Raw genomic sequence first — 21799 nt, forward strand, 5'->3', positions numbered from 1 at the left:
CGGGGGCGGACTGACAGAGGGCTCCAGCAGGCCGCCCCACCCCGGGTCGTACTCAGCGCCTCGCATACTCGCGGAAGCCGCGCCCGGTCTTGCGTCCCAGGCAGCCGGCCGCGACCAGATGCTCCAGCAGCGGCGCCGGGGCCAGGCCCGGATCGCGGAATTCGCGGTGCAGCACCTGCTGGATCGCCAGCGAGACATCGAGGCCGACGACGTCGAGCAGTTCGAAGGGGCCCATCGGATAGCCGCCGCCGAGCTTCATCGCGGTGTCGATGTCATCGGGGGTGGCGTAGTGCTCCTCGATCATCTTCACGGCGTTGTTGAGGTACGGGAACAGCAGGGCGTTGACGATGAATCCGGCCCGGTCGCCGCAGTCGACCGGGTGCTTGCGCACCGCCTTGCAGACCGCGTGCGCGGTCGCCCGGACGTCGTCCGCCGTCAGGACCGTACGCACGACCTCGACCAGCTTCATCGCGGGCGCCGGGTTGAAGAAGTGCATACCGATCACGTCCTGCGGACGCGAGGTGACCCGGGCGCAGGCGATCACCGGAAGCGAGGAGGTGGTCGTGGCGAGCACCGCACCGGGCTTGCAGACCTTGTCCAGCACCCGGAACAGCTCCTGCTTGACGTTCAGGTCCTCGGCGACGGCCTCCACGGCCAGATCCACCTCGGCGAAGGCGTCGAGCGCATCGGCCGGGGTGATCCTGGCCAGCGCACCGTCCCGGGCCTCCTGGGTCATCCGCCCCTTGCTGACCGAGCGGTCCAGGGACTTGGCGATCCGGGCCTTCGCCTTGTCCGCCTTCTCCTGGGTACGGGCGGCCAGCACCACATCGAGCCCCGCCTTGGCGAAGACCTCGGCGATCCCGCTGGCCATCGTGCCCGAGCCCGCGACGCCGACCGCGCGCACCGGGCGTGCGCCGTCCGTGGCGTGCTCCTCGTCCGCCGTCGCGCCGTCCGGGGCCACGGTGCCGCTGCCCGGCGCCTCATAGGTGTAGAAGCCGCGGCCCGCCTTGCGGCCGGTCAGCCCGGCCTCGGAGAGCTGCCCCAGGATGGGCGCGGGCGCGTGCAGCCGGTCGCCGGAGGCGGTGTACATCGCCTCCAGAACGGTCCGGGCGGTGTCGATGCCGATCAGGTCCAGCAGCGCCAGCGGGCCCATCGGCAGCCCGCAGCCCAGCCGCATCGCCGCGTCGATGTCCTCGCGCGCCGCGTACTTGGCCTCGTACATCGCGGCGGCCTGGTTGAGATAGCCGAACAGCAGCCCGTCGGCCACGAAGCCGGGCCGGTCGCCGAGCGCCACCGGCTCCTTGCCCAGATCGCGGGCGAGTTCGGTGACCGCCGTGACGGCCGCGGGCGAGGTCAGCACGCTGGAGACGATCTCGACCAGCTTCATGGCGGGTGCCGGGTTGAAGAAGTGCAGGCCCAGGACCCGTTCCGGACGGGCGGATTCGGCGGCCAGCCGGGTCACCGACAGCGCGTTGGTGCCGGTCGCCAGGATGGTGCTCGGGCTGACGACGGTGTCCAGCTCGGTGAAGACCTCGTGCTTGATGCCGTAGTCCTCGGGCACGACCTCGATCACCAGCTGCGCATCGGCCGCGGTACGCAGATCGGTGGAGACCCGGAACCGGGACAGGATGCCGGTCCGCTCCTCCTGGCTGATCCGCTCGCGCTCGACGGCGCGTGACGTGGCGACCTCCAGTGCGGTCACCGCTCGTTGACAGGCGTGCTCGCTGATGTCGATGCCGATCACCTCGCGCCCCGCACGGGCCAGGATTTCGGCGATGCCGGTGCCCATCGTGCCGAGACCGACGACGGCGACAGTAGTGAGCGGGGCCGCGGAGGGGGAGAGATCAGAGGAGGGCGTGGTGCTGACGCCGGTGTGTGGGAGACGGTCCATCGCGGACTCCAGAGGGTGTTCCCCGCGGAAGCGGGGATGAAGTGACGACTTGAGAGGAGCTGGCGGTCATGCCGCTGACGCGCTGGGCTCAGAAACGGATGACACACCACTCCGACGGAAGGGCTTGCACGCTCCCTGGCGGACAGCGCCGCACGGAGGAAACTGCCCGTGGGAGACACGCGGCGGGCCCTGTCCCGGGGCCATGCCGTACTGCTGGTACTGCCGAACCGACGTCACACAAGGCGGCTGCGTCACCAGGCCGCCTGAGCAGGGGTGCTGCTCGTGTCGTCATATTAACTCTCGGGTAACCAAGACGCCAGAGCGGATGACGAGCCGTTGCGGTGGCGCGGCTCACGGGGAGGGGAGACCTCGCATGGACGATGAATTCCGGACGCTGACCGAGCGGGTACGGGCCTCGCTCACCACACCGCAGGAGGCAGCGGCCCATGCCTCACTGCTCTCGCTGGTACGCAAGGGCACCCCCGCCGCGCGGGAACAGCTCGCCCGCATCCTGGTTGCGCCCGAGCAGCCGCTGTGGGCGCGGGAGACCGCGGCCTTTGTTCTCGGCAGCGCGGGCGACCGCCGGGCCTTCGAAACGCTCGTCCTGCTGCTCAACTACCGTGAGCCCGCCCGCTGTGCGACCGCCGCCCGGGTACTGGCCCGCCTCGGCGATCCGCGCACCGCGCGGGCCGCCGCCGCACTGGCCACCAATCCGCTGCGCACCGCCTACTCCCTGCACCCCATCCGGCTGCTGGTCGAGCTGCGCGCCCCCGAGTCGGTGCCCGCCCTGGTCGCCGCGCTGGAGCGGCAGTTGGCCGCCCGGGACCGCCACTGGCCGATCGCCCGGGCCTGTGTGGAGGGGCTGGGCGCGATCGGCGACGAGCGGGCCATCCCGGCCCTGACCGCCGCGGGCAAGTACATACGGCTCAGTGCGGCGGCGGCCGCGGCGCTGGCCCGGATCAGCGGAGGAGGGGGCGGACCGGCCGATGCGGCGGACAAGGCGCACGCGCGGTGACGGCGTGGCATGCCTCCGCGTTCCCGCTCCCTCTGTACGGCCTGCGGTCCACCGCTCCCCGCGTCCGGTACGCCCCGTGCGCGCGGCGCGTCCTTTCCGCCCGGTGCGCCCCTTCCTCCGCGGGGCCCGGCGGCCCTCAGCCGGCCGCCGGGTCCAGCCGCAGCGCGTAGCGCACCTCGGGTACGGACACCCCGTCCACCTCGTACGACTCCGTGCCGCCGTCCGGCGCGAACCCGGCCCGCTCGTAGAAGCGGCGGGCGCGGGCGTTGTCCCGCAGCACCCACAGCCGCAGCCGGGGGAAGCCCCGCTCGCCGACCCGGTCCAGGGACTCACCGAGCAGGGCACGGCCGACACCCGTGCCCACCTGCGCGGGGCGTACGTAGAGCGCGTACAACTCGGCGTCCCCGGTGGGAGCGTCGCCGTCCCGGTACGGGCCGAAGCAGCACCAGCCCACCACCTCACCGCCGTTCGCCTCCGCCACCAGGTTGACCACGTCCCCCACACCTCGTGAGAAGAACTCCCGACGCCGCTCGGCGTCCTCCTGGACGCTCATTCCGTTCAGATACGACTGCGGCATCAGCCCCGCGTACGCCTCCTGCCAGCCCCGCACCCGTACTGCCGCCACGGCGTCGATGTCCGCCTCGGTCATCTCCCGTACCCGTACCCCGTTCATGACTCCCACCGTAGGTGGCTTGACCTTGTCACTGGCGGAAGGGTCACAGGCCGGGCGGGCACCGGTATCGGCCGGGCCACCGCCCGTGCCCTCGCCGGGGAGGGCACCCGGTCGTGGCCGTCGGACGGCGGCCCGAACCGCTGGCCCGGACCGCCGAGGGGCATCCGCGCATCCACCCGCTGTCCGCCGACATCACCGCCGCCGGGGCCGCCGAGGACATCGTCCGCCACACCCTGGAGACCCTCACCCGCAGCTGGGCGGTGGAACTGGCACCGCGCGGGGTGTGGGTGGTGTGTGTGGCGCCCGGGGCGATCGAGACCCCGATCGGGGAGCACTCGGGGCTCTCGGCCGAGCAGCGCGCCCAGGTGCGGGCCTGGCGGATCGACCACACCCCGCTGGGGCGGATCGGGCGGCCCGGGGAAGTGGCGTGGGCGATCACCCGGCTCGCCTCGCCCGGCGCCTCGTTCCTCACCGGCGTGGTGCTCCCGGTCGACGGCGGGGCGGTCGTGGGGTGACGGCGCCCCGGGCCCACGGCCCGCTGATAGAACGGGCACCGGAGGTGGGGCCGGTGCGGATCGGGGAGCTGGCGAAGGCGACGGGCACCACGCCGCGTGCGCTGCGCCACTACGAGCAGGCGGGGCTGATCGAGTCCGCGCGGGCGGACAACGGCTATCGCGTCTACGACGAGCGTGCCGCCGTACGCGTACGCAATATCCGCCATCTGCTGGCCGTGGGCCTCACCCTGGACGATGTCCGCTGCTTCGCCCCGTGTCTGGACGGCGATATGGCGACCGCCCCGCCCGGCTCGGAGGGGCTGCGGATCGCCCGGGACCGGCTCGCCGTCCTCGACGCGCGGATCGCCGCCCAGACACGGGCCCGGGACCGGCCGGCCGAGGCCCTGGACCGGGCGGAGGCAGGTCCGTGACGCGGTCCGGGCGGCCCGAACAGGTGCCGGAGCACGAGTGGTTCGCCCGCTATCTGGACGAGCACCACGCCTCGGGCGTACGGCGGCGGGTGGCCGCGCTGGCGGCGGCGCTGAACCGCCCCGCCGATGGCGGCGCGCTGCTGCCGGTCGTCCGTCTCGGCTACGCGCTGCGCGGCTCGCGGGAGCGGGTGCCGCGGCTGGCCCGGCGGCTGGAGGCGCCTGCGCCGTCCGGCCCGGCCCTCGACGAGCTGGCCGCGCTGCTGGACGCGGCGGTGGACGAACTGACCGGGCGCCCGGTGCCCACCGTCCACCGCGAGCGGATCGCGCTGGACGCACCCACCCAGTGGGTGCGGGACGCCGGCGCCCGGGTGGAACTGCGGTTCCTGCGGGCGCGGGACGCCGACGGCGTGATCGCCCTGCGGCCGCGCGACAGCTGGACCGCCTTTCTGGAATCGCTGGCGGCGCGCGGGCTGGACGATGTGGAGTGCGTCAACTGGCCCGGTCTGGACATCCGTTCCCAGGACACCACCGATCTGGCCCGCGCCGCCTCGGCCGCCTTCCCGCACGCCGGGACGGGGCACATCAGCTGCCGGATCCACCGTCCCCGATGATCGCGAACGCTTCGATCTCCGGCAGCGGCCCCCGGGTCGGGGCCCGGTGGGGATCGTCGCCTACAGCAGGGACAGCTGGGCCGGTTCCGGTGCGGCGGGCGGCTCGGGCTCGCGCGCGGGGAGGTTGCGGTGCGCGCCCGGTTCGTAGGGGCCGATGCCGTACTCGGCGGCCAGGTCGTGGACCATGCCGGTGATCCGCCGCTGGTACCACTTCGGGGCGTAGGCGCCGCCCTCGTACAGGGCGTCGTACCGGCGCAGCAGCCGCGGGTGGTGCTCGGTGAGCCAGCCGGTGAACCACTCGCGGGCGCCCGGCCGCAGATGCAGCACCAGCGGGGTCACCGAGGTCGCCCCGGACTCCGCGATGGCCCGCACGGTGGCGCGCAGCTGCTCGGGGGAGTCGCCGAGGAACGGGATCACCGGGGCCATCAGCACTCCGCACGGGATGCCGTGGGAGGTCAGGGTGCGCACCACGTCCAGCCGCCGCTCGGGGGAGGGGGTGCCGGGCTCGACGGTGCGCCACAGCTCGCGGTCGGTGAAGCCCACCGAGACCGAGACGCCGACGTCGGTGACCCGCGAGGCCCGGCGCAGCAGCTCCAGATCGCGCAGGATCAGCGTGCCCTTGGTGAGGATCGAGAACGGGTTGGCGCGCTCGGCCAGGGCGGAGAGGATGCCGGGCATCAACTGATAACGGCCCTCGGCCCGCTGGTAGCAGTCCACATTCGTGCCCATGGCGATGTGGTCGCCGCGCCAGCGGGGTGAGGCCAGCTCCCGGCGGAGCAGCTCCGGGGCGTTGACCTTCACCACGATCTGGGAGTCGAAGCCCAGGCCGGTGTCGAGATCCAGATAGCTGTGGGTCTTGCGGGCGAAGCAGTAGACGCAGGCGTGGGTGCAGCCCCGGTACGGATTCACCGTCCACTCGAAGGGCATCCGGGAGGCGCCCGGCACCCGGTTGACGATCGAGCGGGCCCGGATCTCGTGGAAGGTGATTCCCCTGAACTCGGGGGTGTCGATGGTGCGGGTGGTGACCGCGTTCGCCGCGAACAGGGCCGGAGCGCCCGCTTCCGCGTCGTTGGTCAGGTTGTCCCAGCGCATGGCACGCACCTCCGGGTCTCGCTCGTACCACAATAGAACACATGTTTCATTCGGTTCCGTCAACCCTTGGATTTGGGCGGCCGCCCCGGAGGTGGTTGGCTTGCCGCAGCCAGGGGCGCCGCGGACAGCCGGGCGCCGCACCGGTTCACGGTCGACACGGAGGAAGAGCAATGGGGCAGGTCGAGGCCACCACGGAGCGCATCGTCACGGGCAAGCCCGAGGATGTGTTCGACGCACTCGCCGACTACCGCGAGACCCGCCCCCGGCTGCTTCCGCAGCACTTCAGTGAGTACGAGGTGCGCGAGGGCGGCGACGGCGAGGGCACCCTTGTCCACTGGAAGCTCCAGGCCACCAGCAAGCGGGTGCGCGACTGTCTGCTGGAGGTCTCCGAGCCCACCGACGGGCAGCTGGTGGAGAAGGACCGCAACTCCTCGATGGTGACCACCTGGACGGTGACCCCGGCGGGCGAGGGCCGGTCCCGGGTCGTTGTCACCTCGGTCTGGAACGGGGCGGGCGGCATCGGCGGCTTCTTCGAGCGGACCTTCGCCCCCAAGGGCCTCGCCCGTATCTATGACGAGCTGCTGGAGAAGCTGGCGGCGGAGGTCGCCGCGCAGGGCTCCGAGTGACGCCGTCCTTCCGCCGCGAACCGGCGTGACCTGACACCCCCTTCCGCCGCGAACCGGCGTGACCTGACACCCCCTTCCGGCCGGGCCGCGGCCGGTCCGCCCCGTCAGGGGACGGCTGCCGCGGTCACCGGTTCGGGTGGTTTCCCCTTCGGTGCGGCATAACGCCCGCACACACTCTCACCGGGGAGAATGTCCCCTCATCCCCCTCATCGACGATTCGTCGTGGTTTGCCGGTTGTGACGCGTAATGCGAGAAATGGGCGGCGGCGCAGGCGTGATGAGGGGAGCAGGACGTGGGCCAGACCACCGGGACCACCTTGGCGAAAGGGGCGGACGGGGCCGGGAAGGCCGAGGGGCACGGGCCCGCGGACACTCCCGCCTCCGGCTACGCGCCCGCCCCGGTCCTCGAGGCGGACGGCCCGCCGCCCCCCGCGACTGATGGTCCCGCCGCGGCGGCCCCGCTCAGTCCGGCCCGGGTCCGGACGGTCTTCTTCGGGCTGATGCTGGCGCTGCTGCTCGCGGCGCTCGACCAGACCATCGTGGCCACCGCCCTCCCCGAGGTCGTCGGTGAACTCCACGGTCTGGACAAGATGTCCTGGACCGTCACCTCCTACCTCCTCGCCGTCACCATCGTGCTGCCGCTCTACGGCAAGCTGGGCGATCTCATCGGCCGCAAGAGTGTCTTCATCTTCGCGATCGTCGTCTTCATCGCCGGGTCCGCGCTGGCGGGCTGGTCGCGCACCATGGAGGAGCTGATCGTCTTCCGCGCGCTCCAGGGCGTGGGCGCGGGCGGGCTGATGATCGGCGTTCAGGCGATCATGGCCGATATCGTGCCGCCGCGGGAACGCGGTCGCTACATGGGGCTCATCGGCGCCGCGTTCGGCCTCGCCTCGGTGGCCGGACCGCTGATCGGCGGCTTCTTCACCGACCATGCCTCCTGGCGTTGGTGCTTCTACGTCAACGTCCCCTTGGGCCTGGTCACTTTGGTCGTGGTGGCCATGGTCCTCCGGGTGCCCGAGGCGCCCCGCCGGGCCCGTTTCGACTTCCTGGGCGCGCTGTTCCTGTCGGTGTTCTCCACCTGCGCGGTGCTGCTGACCAGTTGGGGCGGTACGGAGTACGCCTGGGGCGACCGCGTCATCCTCGGGCTCGCGCTCGGCGCGCTCGGCTCGGCGGTCCTCTTCGTCGTCGTGGAGTGCATCGCCCCCGAACCGATCATCCCCATGCGGCTGTTCCGCGATGCGGTCTTCTGCGTCAGCGGGCTGATCGGCGCGGTCATCGGGGTGGCCCTGTTCGGCGCCGCCAGCTACCTTCCCACCTTCCTCCAGATGGTCGACGGGGTCTCGGCCACCGAATCCGGTCTGCTGATGGTGCCCATGATGGGCGGCATGGTGCTGGCCTCGATCCTCTCCGGCCAGCTCATCAGCGCCACCGGGCGGTACAAGGTCTTCCCCGTCCTCGGCGGCGCGATCTCGGTGGGCGGCATGTGGCTGCTGTCCCGGCTGGACGAGGACACCTCCCGGCAGGACTACAGCCTGTGGATGGGCATCCTCGGACTCGGCATCGGGCTGGTGCTGCCGGTGCTGGTGCTGGCCGTCCAGAACTCCGTGCCCGCCGCCGACCTCGGCTCGGCCACCAGCGCCAACAACTACTTCCGGCAGATCGGCGGCAGTGTCGGCGCGGCCGTCTTCGGCACGCTCTTCGCCAACCGCCTCGCCGACCGGCTCACGGTCGAGCTGCCCGCCGGGGCGGCGTCCGGCCACGGCGGGGACGCGGCCGGACTGCCCGACCCCGAGTCGGTCACCCCGCAGGTGGTGCACGCCATGCCGGGTCCCCTCCGCGACGGGTACATCGCGGCGTATGCCCACGCCATGCCGCGGATCTTCCTCTATCTCGTGCCGGTGCTCGTCCTGGGCTTCCTGCTCGCCTTCCTGCTGAAGGAGAAACCTCTGGTGTCCCACACCGACTTTGCCGTCCAGCCAGACCCCGTCGTACCGGCGGCGCGCACGGGCACGGCGCCGCGGCACGCCGCCGCCTCCGCCGCGCCACCGCCCAGCGCGGGCGTCCCGGTCTGCGGCACCGTCCAGCACCACGACGGCACAACGGTTCCGCGGGCCGCCCTCACCCTCATCGACGTGGGCGGCCGTCAGATCGGGCGCGGCGCAAGCGGCGAGGACGGCCGGTACGCGCTGAGCACACCGGGCAGCGGTTCGTACGTCCTGATCGCGGCGGCCGGCGGGCACCAGCCCCGGGCGGTCAGTGTCACGGTCGGCGAGCGCCCGGTCGAGCTGGACGTGGTGTTGGGCGGCGCGGGACGGCTCGCCGGGGCCGTGCTCACCGCGGACGGCACCCCGGTACGGGAGGCCACGGTGACCCTGACCGACGTACGCGGCGACGTGGTCGCCTCCACCCGCAGCGGCCGCGAAGGCGGCTATGTGATGGCCGAGTTGGTGGCGGGGGAGTACACCCTCGCCGCGAGCGCCCCCGCGTTCCGCCCCGCGGCCCTGCCGGTCACCGTGCAGGCCGCGCGGGAGACCCGGCAGGACATCGAGCTGGCGGGCGGCGCGGTGCTGCGCGGTGTGGTCCGCGCGGGCGGCGGGCGCCCGGTGGAGGACGCGCGGGTCACGCTGCTGGACGCGGCGGGCAATGTCGTCGACACGGCCACGACGGGAACCGACGGCGCCTTCCGTTTCATCGACCTGTCGGCGGGCGAGTACACGGTGATCGCCGCGGGCTATCCGCCGGTGGCGACCGTGCTCCAGGTAGCGGGTGGCGGCCGGACCGAACGCGACCTCCAGCTGGGACACGAGGACTGACGTCCGGTCACCGATGGCTCGTCGGCGCCGCCGGGACGCAACCCCGAACAGGGGTGCCCCGGCGGCGCTCGCGCTCCCCGGATGCCCCGGCCTTCCCGCGGGCCGTGTCCGTATTGCGGGGCACGGCGCCGGACGGTCCGGGGCGCTCCCCCGCACATGACACCTATTCGGGTATTACCCCACACGGGCGGCCATCACGGTCGTACCGTGGGTAGCGGTGTCGGAGATCTTGCGTGCGGAGGAGCTTGCGCCGATGGAGCATGGCACGTCGCACGGCGACGACGAGCGGGGCGGCGCGCCCGCGGTGCCGCGGCGGCATGGCGCCGTACCGGGGAGGGTGCCGCTCGCGGTGGTCGTGGTGGACACCGAGGGGCTGGTCACCCACTGGAGTTCGGGGGCGCGCAGGCTCTTCGGACGCGCCCGTGACCAGGCCGTCGGCCGTCCCGCGGTGGATCTGATGCCGGTCTCGGGCGCGCTGCGCGGTGTGGACGTCCCCGGTGACCACGCCGGTCTCGAGGACTCGCGACACGGACCGGTCCGCTATCCGACCGCGGGCCGCGCCCGGATGGGGGACCCGGCGCGGCACCGGACCGATGTGCTGTGGTGGGCGTATCCGCTGGTGGGGCCGGGACCTGAACGGCTGCTGGTGCTGGCGGCCGACGCCGCCGCGCTCGGCGGGGAGGCGGCGGGATCCGGCGCGGACGCGGTCGGGGAGCAGGAGCGGTTCACCCCTGGCTTCGCACTGCACACCGAGTTCCCGGACGCCGAGCGGCTGGCGGGCCGACTGCCGGACATCCTGCCCAATATGGGCCCGGCCGCGATCGGCCGGATCGTGTCCCAGGTCCTTGAACTCGGCTATCCCGTCCTGGAGATCAGCCACCATGAGCGGGTGCCGGTGACCCCGGACTGGGGCATGCCCCGCTACCGCGAGCGCCAGGCGCGCCAGGAGGCGGTCCGGCGGCGCGTGGAGATGACGGACGGCGCACGGCCCCATCCGCACACCCTCGTTGACTCCCAGGCGCCCGGGGAGCCCGCCCCGCCCACCGAAGCCGAGGAGATCGACCTCGAACACGCCGCCGTCCGCGAGCGGTTGGAGTTCCTCAACGAGGTCAGTGGCCGCATCGGCAGCTCCCTGGACCTCTCCCGCACCATCCGCGAGGTCACCAGCGCCGCCGTCCCCCGCTTCGCGGACTTCGCCGGGACACATCTGCGTGCCCAGGTGCTCGCGGGCGAGGGCTTCCCCGACGGCCCGCCCGACGTCACCACCGTCTGGCACCGCGTCTGGGTGGAGCACAACGACGAACCGGGCCGCTGGGACGACACGGTGCCGGTCGGCGAGAGCATCGCCTTCCCCGAACACACCCCGTTCTTCCAGTGCATGGTCACTGGTGAGCCGGTGCTGATCCCGCACCTCGGCGAGGAGATCGGGGACCGGATCGCCGGGCAGTTCGAGAAGCGCGATCTGCGGCCGCTGATCAACGGCCGGTCGGTGCTGATCGTGCCGCTCAAGGCGCGCCAGGTGGTGCTGGGCTTCATGGTGCTGCTGCGCCGTCCCGGGCGTGAGCTGTTCGACGACATGGACCGGACGACCGGCGCCGAACTCGCCGCCCGCGCCGGGCTGGTGCTGGACAACGCCCGGATGTACACCTTCCAGGAGAACGTCGCCGAGACGCTCCAGGACAGCATGCTGCCGCGGGTCCCCCCGCGGATGGCGGGCTGCGACACCGCCACCCGCTATCTGCCCGGCACCCGGCTCGGCCGGGTCGGCGGCGACTGGTTCGACAGCATCAAGCTGCCCGGTTCGCGCACCGCGCTGGTGGTGGGCGATGTCATGGGACACGGGCTGAACTCGGCCGCGATGATGGGCCAGTTACGGACCGCCGTGCAGACCATGGCCGCCCTCGACCTGCCGCCTGCCCAGCTGCTGCGCAACCTCGACGACCTGGCGCAGCGGCTTGGCGAGCACTATCTCGCCACCTGTCTGTACGCCGTCTACGACCCGATCCGCTCCGAGCTGCTGATCGCCAACGCCGGTCATATCCCGCCGGTGCTGGTGCGCGCCCAGGACGGCCGCAGCGAGCTGCTGGAGCTGCCGACCGGGGCGCCCATAGGGGTCGGCGGAGTGCCGTTCGAGACGGCGCGGGTCACGGTGGCACCCGGCGACCGGCTGGTGCTGTGCACCGACGGGCTGGTCGAGGTGCGCGGCCAGGACATCGGGGCGGGGCTCGCGGCGCTGTGCGAATCCGCCGCGCACCCGGCCGCGTCCATGGACGACGCCTGCGACACCATCATCCGTGCCCTCAACCCCCGCGACGGCCGCAAGGACGATGTGGCCCTGCTGATGGCCCGGTTGAACGGCATCCCGGCCGACCATGTCGCACAGTGGCGGCTGGCGCTGGATCCCCAGGAGGTCGGGCGGGCCCGCCGGCTGGTCCGGGAGCGGCTGGACCGCTGGGGGCTCGGCGAGGCCGCGGAGGCGGCCGAACTGCTGGTGAGCGAGGCGGTGACCAATGCGCTACGGCACGCCCACACCCACCATGTGATGCTGCGTCTGGTGCGTACCGAGGCCCTGCTGTGCGAGGTCTCGGACGACGACCACGAGCTGCCCACGCTGCTGAGCGCGGGCCGCGAGGACGAGTGCGGCCGGGGTCTGCGGGTGATCAGCGCGCTGGCCCGGGAGTGGGGCACCAGCCGTTCGGGGCGGGGCAAGACCGTGTGGTTCGAGCAGGCGCTGCCGCGCCCGGCGGTCTGAGGTTTCGAACACGGCGTGAAGGATTCCGGGGGAGCGGACCGTTGTGCGCCGGAACACTTGTCCGCTCCGGGCGGTGGGGGTAGGCAGCGGGGCAGCACGTCGTGATGTCGGCCGAGTCGGACCCCGGGAGCGGCGATGAGCGTGTCGGATCGCTACAGGCAAGCGTGGGAGAGCTACTGGAAGGAGACGTCACAGGACCCGGGGGAGGCCATCTGGGACGTGGACCCGTCGCTGAGCGCGGCCCCGCATATGGAGCTGCTGGCGCCGTACGCGGACCTCTCGCTGCCGATCGTCGACCTCGGCTGCGGCAACGGCACCCAGACCCGCTATCTGGCCACCCGCTTCCCACGGGCGATTGGCGTCGACCTGTCCTGCGCGGCGGTGGAGCACGCACAGCGCGCGGACAGCGCGGGCGTCGCGGAGTTCCGGCAGCTGAGCCTGACGGATCGGCAGGGGATACGGGAGCTCCACGAAGGGCTCGGGGACGCCAATGCCTATATGCGGGCCGTCATCCACCAGAGCGACGCCGGGGACCGGCGCGCGGTCGCGGAGGCGGTGGCGACCCTGGTGGGGGAGTGCGGCCGGGCCTTTGTGGCGGAGCTGACGGAGGCGTCCAAGGCCACGCTGGGCAAGCTGGCCCAGAGCCCCGATGGTCCGCCCGCCAAGCTGCGGCGGGTATTCGACCACGGCCTCAGGCCCGCCGACGCGGCGGACGTGGAGGTGCCGGACCTGCTGGCGGCGGTGGGGCTGGAGATACTGGCCGAGGGTCCGACGGCGCTGGCCCAGACGGAGCAGTGGGCCGACGGCTCCCGGGTGGAGCTTCCGGCGCGCTGGTTCGTGGTGAGGCGGGACCGCGCGCAACTGGGCTAGACCAGTTTTCCACAGGGCTGGTTCGTGTCCGTCCCAGCGCGTAACGTGACGAGGCATGAAGATCCTTATCAGCGCCGACATGGAGGGCGCCACCGGCGTGACCTGGCCCGCTGATGTGCTGCCCGGCACCCCGCAGTGGGAGCGCTGCCGCCGTCTGTTCACGTCCGACGTGAGCGCGGCGGTCGCAGGGTTCCTCGACGGGGGCGCGGACGAGGTCCTCATCAACGAGGCGCACTGGACGATGCGCAATCTGCTGCTGGAGGAGCTGGACGAGCGGGCCCAGATGCTCACCGGCCGGCACAAGAGCCTGAGCATGGTCGAGGGGGTGCAGCACGGCGATGTGGACGGGATCGCGTTCGTCGGCTATCACACCGGCGCGGGCACCGAGGGCGTCCTCGCCCACACCTATCTGGCCAACTCCATCACGGGGGTGTGGGTGGACGGTGTACCCGCGAGCGAAGGCCGGCTCAATGCCCTGGTCGTCGCCGAGTACGGGGTGCCGGTGGTGCTGGTGACCGGGGACGACCGCACCTGTGAGGACGCCAAGGGCTATGCGCCTGCGGCCCGTTCGGTCGCCGTCAAGGACTATGTGTCGCGCTATGCGGCGGTGTGCCGCACCCCCGCCCGCACCGCCGCGGACATCCGGGAGGCGGCGCGCGAGGCGGCGGCGCTGGCGGTGCGCCATGAGCCCGTGCGCGGCGGGCCGTTCAGGGTGGAGCTGGAGTTCGACGCCGCGCAGCTGGCGGGCGCGGCCAGTGTGGTGCCGGGGGTGGAGCCCACCGGTGAGCGCCGCGTCGCCTACACCTCACCCACCATGTACGAGGGCATCCGCTGCTTCAAGGCGGTCACGACGGTCGTCTCGGCCGCGGTGGAGGAGCAGTATGGCTGACACCGGCCGTCCCCAGGCGATCGAAGCGATCGATCCCCAGGCGCTCGAGGAGGTGGTGCGGTTCACCTCCGAGCTGATCGCGATCGACACCACCAACCGCGGCGGCGGAGACTGCTCCGAGCGCCCGGCCGCCGAGTATGTGGCGGAGATGCTCAGCGATGTGGACATCGACCCCACCCTGCTGGAGCGCTCGCCGGGGCGCACCAATGTGGTCGCCCGGATCGAGGGCACCGATTCCTCCGCGCCCGCGCTGCTCGTCCATGGCCATCTGGACGTGGTGCCCGCCGAGCCCGCCGACTGGACCGTGCACCCCTTCTCCGGTGAGGTCCGCGACGGGGTGGTGTGGGGCCGCGGCGCCATCGACATGAAGAACATGGACGCGATGGTGCTGGCGACCATGCGCGCCTGGGCCCGGTCGGGGGTGCGGCCGCGCCGGGACATCGTGCTGGCCTTCACCGCCGACGAGGAGGACAGCGCCGTGGCGGGCTCCGGCTTTCTCGCCGATCAGCACGGCGAGCTGTTCGAGGGCTGCACCGAGGGCATCAGCGAGTCGGGCGCCTTCACCTTCCACGCCGGATCCGGGATGCGGCTCTACCCCATAGCGGCGGGCGAGCGCGGCACGGCCTGGCTCAAGCTCACCGCACACGGCCGGGCCGGACACGGTTCGAAGGTCAACCGGGCCAACGCGGTCAGCAGACTGGCCGCGGCCGTGGCCCGGATCGGCGAACACCAGTGGCCGGTGCGGCTGACGCCCACCGTGCAGGCCGCGCTGGCCGAACTGGCCGCGCTGCGGGGCCATCCGGCCGATCTGGACGCGCCGGACCTCGACATCGACGCGCTGCTGGCCGGGCTGGGTCCCGCCGCGGCCCTGGTCGAGCCGACCGTGCGCAACAGCGCCAACCCCACGGTCCTGGAAGCCGGTTACAAGATCAATGTGATCCCGGGGAGCGCCACCGCCTATGTGGACGGCCGGATCCTGCCCGGCGCGGAGGAGGAGTTCTGTACCACCCTCGACCGGCTCACCGGGCCGGAGGTGGACTGGGAGTTCCATCACCGCGAGGTTCCGCTCCAGGCACCGGTCGGACCCGGCGCCCCGACGTACCAGGCGATGCGCGCCGCCGTGGAGCGGTTCGACCCGGGCGGTCATGTGGTGCCGTACTGCATGTCGGGCGGCACGGATGCCAAACAGTTCTCCCGTCTCGGCATCCTCGGCTACGGCTTCTCACCGCTGCGGCTCCCCGAGGGCTTCGACTACCAGGCGCTCTATCACGGCGTGGACGAGCGGGTGCCGGTGGACGCCCTGCACTTCGGCGTCCGGGTTCTCGACCACTTCTTGCAGAGGGCGTGAGCGATGCGGCAGCAGCAGATGACAACCGTGTCGGCCCCCTACGGCACCTGGCACTCCCCGGTGGACGCCGCGCTCGCCGCCTCCCACGACGGCCATCCGGAGTATCTGGGCAGCGTCGGGGAGGAGGTGTGGTGGACCGCGCCGCGCCCGGCGGAGGGCGGCCGCCGCACCCTGGTACGGCGGCGGGCCGACGGCCCGGAGCTCTCGGTGCTGCCCGCGCCGTGGCATGCGCGCAGCCGGGTCATGGGGTACGGCGGCACCCCGTGGGCCGCGGTGCCGCGCCCCGCCCGGGGCCCGCTGGCGGTCTTTGTCCACTTCGCCGACCAGCGGCTGTACGCGTTCGAGCCCGATGCCCCGGAGGGGGCGGCACCGCGCCCGCTGACCCCGGTGTCGCGGGTGGGCGGCGGGCTGCGCTGGGCGGATCTCCAGATCCACCCCGAGCGCGGCGAAGTGTGGGGAGTGCTGGAGGAATCCACCGGCGAAGGGCCCGGTGACGTACGGCGGGTGATCGCCGCCGTACCGCTGGACGGTTCGGCCGCCGGGGACCGCGCGGCGGTGCGGGAGCTGACCGACGCCCGCCATGACTTCGTCACCGGCCCCCGGCTCTCGCCCGATGGGCGCCGGGCCGTCTGGATCGCCTGGGACCATCCGCGGATGCCGTGGGACGGCACGGTGGTGATGCTCGCCGACATCACCGCGGAGGGCGTGTTCACCGCGGTACGGCCGGTGGCCGGCGGAACCGGGGAATCGGTGCCACAGGCCGAATGGGCGCCCGACGGCTCGCTGTTGTTCGTCTCCGACCACAGCGGCTGGTGGCAGCTCCAGCGCATCGACCCCGACGCGGTGGGCGGCGGCGCCGTTCCGCGCACCACCCTCTGCGACCGGCAGGAGGAGTTCGCCGGTCCGCTGTGGAAGCTGGGCCACCGCTGGTTCGCCCCGCTGCCCGACGGGCTGATCGCCGTCACGCACGGCCGGGGCGCCGCCGTGCTCGGCATCCTCGACCCCCACACCGGTGAGCTGGCCGATGTCCCCGGGCCATGGACCGAATGGGAGCCGACGCTCGCCGTGGACGGCACCCGGGTGAGGGGTGTCGCCGCGAGCCCCCGCAGCGGCCATGAGGTGGTCGAGCTGGATGCCCGCACCGGCCACGCCCGGGTCATCGGCAGCCCGCACACCGACCCCGTCGACCCCGCCTATTACCCCGAGCCGCGGGTCCGCACCTTCACCGGGCCGGACGGCCGGGAGATCCACGCCCACATCCATCCACCGCACCATCCCGACCACACCGCGCCCGAGGGCGAGCTGCCGCCCTATGTGGTCCGGGCCCACGGCGGCCCCACCTCCCGGGCCCCACTCGTCCTGGATCTGGAGATCGCCTACTTCACCTCGCGCGGTATCGGTGTCGCCGAGGTCAACTACGGCGGCTCCACCGGCCACGGCCGCGCCTACCGCAACCGGCTGCACGGCCAGTGGGGTGTGGTCGATGTCGAGGACTGCGCCGCCGTCGCCCGGGCCCTTGCCGACGAGGGCACCGCCGACCGTGCGCGGCTGGCGATCCGCGGTGGCAGCGCGGGCGGCTGGACCGCGGCCGTCTCCCTCACCACCACCGGGCTCTACGCCTGCGGCACCATCAGCTACCCCATCCTCGACCTCACCGCCTGGGCCACCGGCGGCACCCATGACTTCGAGTCCCGCTATACGGAGTCGCTGGTCGGACCGCCGGCCGAGGTCCCCGAGCGCTATCGCGAGCGTTCCCCGATCCATCGCGCCGACCGGATCCGCGCACCCTTCCTGCTGCTCCAGGGGCTGGAGGACACCATCTGCCCGCCCGAGCAGTGCGAGCGCTTCCTCGAGGTCATCGCCGGGCGCGGCATTCCACACGCCTATCTCACCTTCGAGGGTGAGGGCCATGGCTTCCGGCGCTCCGACACCATGATCCGCGCCCTGGAGGCCGAACTCTCCCTCTACACCCAGACCTTCGGGATCCCCCGCACCGATGTCCCCGCCCTCGATCTGAAGACGTAACCCCCGGCCCACGCCCGATGCCCTTCCCCGTGGCCCCGCGCCCGGACTTCGGCGGCGCGTCGCCGAAGATTGTCCGGAGCTCCGCTGCCCCGGGCCCCGCGGTCCCGGTAGCGTGATCACCGCGACACCGGGCATTTCGCCATCACCCCTTCTGGAGGAGCGAGTTGACACCCCCACGGGCCCCACGCATCGTCGGCCGTGAGCCGCTGCCCGCCGCCCTGTCCGGCACCTGGCCACACGGCGGGCCCGAGACCTGGCTGCTCAGCGTCTCCGCCTATACCTCCGCCCCCGAGATGGAGGCACCCGACAAGATCCTGGACGCCGAGGAGCGCGAGCGGGCCGGGAAGTTCATGCGCGAGGAGGACCGCCTGCGGTACACCGCCGCCCATATGGGGCTGCGTCAGCTGCTCGGCGGCTATCTCGATCTGGAGCCCGCCGCCGTGCCGTTCACCCGTGAGGCATGCCCCGGCTGCGGCGGTCCGCACGGCCGCCCCGCGGTGCCCGGCCACCCGCTGCACTTCAATATGTCCCACGCCGGTGATCTGGTGCTGTTCGCCTTCGCGGGTTCCCCGGTCGGGGCCGATGTGGAGCAGCTCCAGCCCGCCTCCGTGGTCGAGACGGTCGCCGGGAGCCTGCACCCCTCGGAGCGCGCCGAGCTGGACGCGCTTCCGCAGGAGGGCCGGCCCGCGGCCTTCGCCCGCTGCTGGACGCGCAAGGAGGCGTATCTCAAGGGCATCGGCACCGGGCTGTCCCAGGACCCGTCGATCAGCTATGTCGGCACGGGCCCCGAGCCGGTGCCGGTCGGTCCCTGGACACTGCTCGACATCCCCCTGACCGACGCGGTCCCCTCCGGCTCCGGGTACGCGGCGGCCCTCGCCCTGCTGGACCCCGCGCAGACGGCCTGACCCCTCTCGGCGGCCGCCACCGCGGACCCGGCGGGGCCGGTTCCGCGGTACGGGGCGGTGAACCGCTGGCGCGGTCCACCGCCCCGTACCATCATGAGCCCATGCCTGATCATCCGTATCTCGCCGAGGGCGCCCGCGTCGCCATCCGGCCCCACCGGCGAGAGGACCGCGCGGAGTTCATCCGCTGCGCCCGGGACAGCGCCGGTTTCCACCGCCCCTGGCTGACCCTGCCCACCACCGAGCAGGCGTACGAGCCCTTCATCTCCCAGCTGGAGAGCGATGACCGCGAAGGCTTCCTCGTCTGTGTCCGGGAGACCGGCGCCCTCGCCGGATTCATCAACATCAACACCATTGTGCGCGGCGCCTTCCAGTGCGGATCGATCGGCTACGGGGCGTTCGCGCCCCATTCCGGACGGGGCTATATGTCCGAGGGGCTCGGACTGGTCCTGCGGCACGCCTTCGGCCCGCTCGGACTGCACCGCATCGAGATCAACATCCAGCCCGGCAACAAGGCGTCGCTCCGGCTGGTGAAGCGCCACGGCCTCCGGCTGGAGGGCTTCTCCCCCGACTTCCTCTACATCGAAGGCGCCTGGCGCGACCACGAGCGCTGGGCCATCACCAGCGACATGCTGGACGACGCCCGCGGCGAATGAGCCATCCACGGTGTGCGGCCGCTCTGTTCACCGGGCCCGCGACGCGGTTCCATGGTCATCGGACGGTCGCCACAGCAGAGGTGACCCGAGGCAGTCGGAACGAGGCAGCCAGTGGCCACGACCGTGCGACGTACCACCCTGACCCTTCCCGCCGCCCCGCTCGGGCCCGGGAACCCCCTGCCCGCGCTGCGCCCCCTCGACGAGACCCACCGCGTCGACGAGCGCGTCCGCGCCACCCTCCCCGCCGATATGGCCCGTCAGGTCGCCTACCGCCCACTGCGCTCGGTGCTCCCGGTGCGGCTGCGCGACGGCTACGGCCGCGACCGCCTCCCCACCGCACTCGACGCCCTCGTCCTTGAGAACGACCACCTCCGCGCCACCGTGCTGCCCGGTCTCGGCGGCCGGGTGCACTCCCTCCACCACAAGCCCACCGGCCGTGAACTCCTCTACCGCAACCCGGTGTTCCAGCCCGCCGACTTCGCGCTCAACGGCGCCTGGTTCTCCGGCGGCATCGAGTGGAACATCGGCGCCACCGGCCACACCACCCTGTCCTGCGCACCCCTGCACGCCGCCCGGGTACCCGCGCCCGACGCCGCCGACGGGGGCGCGATGGTGCGGCTGTGGGAGTGGGAGCGGCTGCGCGACCTGCCGTTCCAGGTCGATCTGTGGCTGCCGGCCGACTCCGCGTTCCTGTACGTGGGCGTACGGATCCGCAATCCGCACCACCACCCCGCCCCTGTCTACTGGTGGTCCAACATCGCCGTCCCCGAGGACGAGCGCACCCGTGTCCTCGCCCCCGCCGACGAAGCCTGGCACTTCGGCTACACCCGCACCCTGACCCGGGTCCCGGTCCCGGAGTGGAACGGTGCCGACCGCAGCTATCCGCTGCGCGGCAGCCATCCCGCCGACTACTTCTACGAACTCCCCGAGGACGCCCGGCGCTGGATCGCCGCGGTGGACGACCGGGGCCACGGCCTCGTCCAGACCTCCACCGATCTGCTGCGCGGCCGCAAGCTCTTCCTGTGGGGTGCCGGGCCCGGCGGCCGTCGCTGGCAGCGGTGGCTGACCGAACCCGGCACCGGTGGCTACGCCGAGATCCAGGCCGGGCTGGCCCGTACCCAGCTGGAGCACGTCCCGCTGGACGCGGGGGAGGAGTTCGCCTGGCTGGAGGCGTACGGACCGCTGTCCGCCGACCCGGCCGCCGCGCACGGCGAGGACTGGGCGGCGGCCCGGCGGGCGATCGAGGAGCGGCTCGAAGCGGCGCTTCCGCGCGCCACCGTCGACGCCGCGTACGACGCCTGGCGTCCGTACGCCGACGCCGCACTGGAACAGCGCCTCGCCACCGGTTCCGGATGGGGCGCGCTGGAGGTCGAGCGCGGTGGCCACCGGCTGCCCGGCACCCCTTTCGACCCGGACACCCTCGGTGCTGAACAGGAGCCCTGGCGACGGCTGCTGCGCACCGGCGCCCTCCCTGCCTGGGAGCCGGGCCCCTCCCGGGCCGACCCCGGCCCGTCCCTGGTGGCCCCGGCCTGGCGTGACCTGCTGGAGGCCGCACCGGCCACCGCCGCCGCCGAATACCACCTGGGTGTCGCCCAGTGGCATGCGGGCGACCGGGCCCAGGCCGAGCGCAGCTGGGAGCGGTCGCTGCGATGTGCGGAGTCCCCCTGGGCGCTGCGCTGTCTCGCCGTGGCCGACAGCGAGGCCGGCCACCCGTCCCGTGCGGCCGAGCGGCTGCTGCGCGCGGTACGGCTGGTGCTGGCCACCACCAACCCGGTCACCGAAGCGGTGGCCACCCAACGGGCCGCCACCGGCCGGGTCACCGAAGCGGTGGCCGTCGAACCAGTGGCCACCGAATCCTCCGCCGCCCCGACCCCGGTCGGCGTCTCTCTCGCCGCGCCGCCCGTGCCCGCCGACCCCGACCCCCGCGCCATGGAGGCGGCCGAAGCGGCACTGGGTCGTGAGGCGGTTGTCGCCCTCCTCGCCGTCGATCGCGCCGATGACGCCCGCGCGGTGCTCGACGCACTGCGCCCGGCCGTCCGCGCACGCGGCCGCTTCCGACTGCTGCGGGCACAGGTGCTGCTCGCCCAGGGCGACCCCGAAGCCGCCCGCGCCGTCTTCGACGAGGGGTTCGAGGTCTGCGATCTGCGCGAGGGCGACGAGGCGTTGAGCGATACGTGGTATGCGATCGCCGAGGCGCTGATCGCGCGGCCGGGCGAGCCGCGGACGGAAGCGACACGGACCCGGGCGAGGGCGGAACATCCCCTGCCCGAGCCCTATGAGTTCCGCATGCGCCCCGCCCAGGCCCCGGGCGCCGGGCCGTCATCCCACGGCCCGGCGGCCCCGGGTTTCCGTCAGTCCGTCGGGTTGCGGTCGACGTATTCGAAGACCGATCCGTCGGGGTGACGGGCCACCAGGGTGCGGCCCACGGGGGCGGGCAGGGGACCGGCGACGATCTGCGCGCCCACGGCGGTCAGATCGGCCACCGCCTCGTCCACGTCCTTCACCGCGAGTGTCGCCTGGATCTTACGGAGGATCGACAGTTCCGACTCCGGGCCGCTCATCAGGAAGAAGCAGCCGACCGCCGCGACCGAGACCCCTCCCCGCTGGAAGCGGAACGCCTCGGCGCCGGTCAGTCGTTCGTAGACGGGGATCGCCGAGTCCAGGTCGTCGACGCACACGCGCAGTGAAGTCCCGAGAATGTCCATGCGGGCG

The 21799-nt window shown here is 72.8% G+C and carries 17 protein-coding genes and 1 pseudogene; 14 read left to right on the forward strand and 4 right to left on the reverse strand.

The window, feature by feature from the left end:
• Positions 1 to 52: 52 nt before the first annotated feature.
• Complete coding sequence (locus JK363_RS29855; RefSeq protein WP_201879642.1) at positions 53 to 1891, reverse strand: 3-hydroxyacyl-CoA dehydrogenase family protein; 1839 nt, start codon at positions 1889 to 1891, stop codon at positions 53 to 55.
• A gap of 373 nt (positions 1892 to 2264) precedes the next feature.
• Between JK363_RS29855 and JK363_RS29860 the strand changes: the two genes are divergently transcribed.
• Positions 2265 to 2906 (forward strand): HEAT repeat domain-containing protein, encoded by a 642-nt coding sequence (locus JK363_RS29860; protein WP_201879644.1) that lies wholly within the window; start codon positions 2265 to 2267, stop codon positions 2904 to 2906.
• Positions 2907 to 3042: 136 nt separating this feature from the next.
• Here JK363_RS29860 and JK363_RS29865 read toward each other — a convergent pair whose 3' ends face one another.
• Entirely contained in the window at positions 3043 to 3579 is a 537-nt protein-coding gene (locus tag JK363_RS29865) for a GNAT family N-acetyltransferase (protein ID WP_201879646.1), read from the reverse strand.
• A 66-nt stretch (positions 3580 to 3645) separates the two neighbouring features.
• Here JK363_RS29865 and JK363_RS29870 point away from each other — a divergent pair.
• The 3 genes and pseudogenes from JK363_RS29870 to JK363_RS29880 all read left to right on the forward strand — a co-directional run bounded on the left by JK363_RS29870 (position 3646) and on the right by JK363_RS29880 (position 5115).
• A pseudogene (locus JK363_RS29870) lies at positions 3646 to 4094 on the forward strand (SDR family NAD(P)-dependent oxidoreductase).
• A 53-nt stretch (positions 4095 to 4147) separates the two neighbouring features.
• Positions 4148 to 4504 carry a MerR family transcriptional regulator gene (locus tag JK363_RS29875; protein WP_201879649.1) on the forward strand — a complete coding sequence of 119 codons (357 nt, stop codon included), beginning with the start codon at positions 4148 to 4150 and terminating at the stop codon, positions 4502 to 4504.
• Complete coding sequence (locus tag JK363_RS29880) at positions 4501 to 5115, forward strand: hypothetical protein (RefSeq protein ID WP_201879651.1); 615 nt, start codon at positions 4501 to 4503, stop codon at positions 5113 to 5115. The genes JK363_RS29875 and JK363_RS29880 overlap by 4 nt, the downstream gene beginning before the upstream one ends.
• Positions 5116 to 5175: 60 nt before the next feature.
• Here the strand turns inward: JK363_RS29880 and JK363_RS29885 are convergent, their stop codons facing one another.
• Positions 5176 to 6207 carry an Rv2578c family radical SAM protein gene (locus JK363_RS29885; protein WP_201879653.1) on the reverse strand — a complete coding sequence of 344 codons (1032 nt, stop codon included), beginning with the start codon at positions 6205 to 6207 and terminating at the stop codon, positions 5176 to 5178.
• Positions 6208 to 6377: 170 nt separating this feature from the next.
• Here JK363_RS29885 and JK363_RS29890 point away from each other — a divergent pair, with 170 nt between their 5' ends.
• The 10 genes from JK363_RS29890 to JK363_RS29935 all read left to right on the forward strand — a co-directional run bounded on the left by JK363_RS29890 (position 6378) and on the right by JK363_RS29935 (position 21490).
• Complete coding sequence (locus tag JK363_RS29890; RefSeq protein WP_201879655.1) at positions 6378 to 6833, forward strand: SRPBCC family protein; 456 nt, start codon at positions 6378 to 6380, stop codon at positions 6831 to 6833.
• A gap of 292 nt (positions 6834 to 7125) precedes the next feature.
• Complete coding sequence (locus JK363_RS29895) at positions 7126 to 9645, forward strand: MFS transporter (RefSeq protein WP_307821909.1); 2520 nt, start codon at positions 7126 to 7128, stop codon at positions 9643 to 9645.
• A gap of 253 nt (positions 9646 to 9898) precedes the next feature.
• Complete coding sequence (locus JK363_RS29900; RefSeq protein WP_201879657.1) at positions 9899 to 12397, forward strand: ATP-binding SpoIIE family protein phosphatase; 2499 nt, start codon at positions 9899 to 9901, stop codon at positions 12395 to 12397.
• Positions 12398 to 12532: 135 nt separating this feature from the next.
• Entirely contained in the window at positions 12533 to 13267 is a 735-nt protein-coding gene (locus JK363_RS29905) for a class I SAM-dependent methyltransferase (protein ID WP_201879659.1), read from the forward strand.
• A gap of 55 nt (positions 13268 to 13322) precedes the next feature.
• A complete protein-coding gene (locus tag JK363_RS29910; RefSeq protein WP_201879661.1) occupies positions 13323 to 14156 on the forward strand; it encodes a M55 family metallopeptidase in 834 nt (277 codons plus the stop codon).
• Entirely contained in the window at positions 14149 to 15504 is a 1356-nt protein-coding gene (locus JK363_RS29915; protein ID WP_201879663.1) for a M20/M25/M40 family metallo-hydrolase, read from the forward strand. Before JK363_RS29910 ends, JK363_RS29915 begins: the two co-directional genes overlap by 8 nt.
• A gap of 3 nt (positions 15505 to 15507) precedes the next feature.
• On the forward strand, positions 15508 to 17529 hold the full coding sequence (locus JK363_RS29920) for a S9 family peptidase (protein ID WP_372444877.1): 2022 nt from the start codon (positions 15508 to 15510) through the stop codon (positions 17527 to 17529).
• A gap of 164 nt (positions 17530 to 17693) precedes the next feature.
• A complete protein-coding gene (locus JK363_RS29925) occupies positions 17694 to 18434 on the forward strand; it encodes a 4'-phosphopantetheinyl transferase family protein (RefSeq protein ID WP_201879665.1) in 741 nt (246 codons plus the stop codon).
• A 101-nt stretch (positions 18435 to 18535) separates the two neighbouring features.
• Entirely contained in the window at positions 18536 to 19087 is a 552-nt protein-coding gene (locus tag JK363_RS29930) for a GNAT family N-acetyltransferase (RefSeq protein WP_201879667.1), read from the forward strand.
• 111 nt (positions 19088 to 19198) lie between these two features.
• Entirely contained in the window at positions 19199 to 21490 is a 2292-nt protein-coding gene (locus tag JK363_RS29935; protein WP_201879669.1) for a DUF5107 domain-containing protein, read from the forward strand.
• Here JK363_RS29935 and JK363_RS29940 read toward each other — a convergent pair.
• Positions 21439 to 21792, reverse strand: a complete 354-nt coding sequence (locus JK363_RS29940; protein WP_201879671.1) for a VOC family protein — start codon at positions 21790 to 21792, stop codon at positions 21439 to 21441. The genes JK363_RS29935 and JK363_RS29940 overlap by 52 nt on opposite strands.
• Between the last annotated feature and the right edge of the window lie 7 nt (positions 21793 to 21799).

Source organism: Streptomyces coffeae, from assembly GCF_016741875.1.
GTDB lineage: Bacteria > Actinomycetota > Actinomycetes > Streptomycetales > Streptomycetaceae > Streptomyces > Streptomyces coffeae.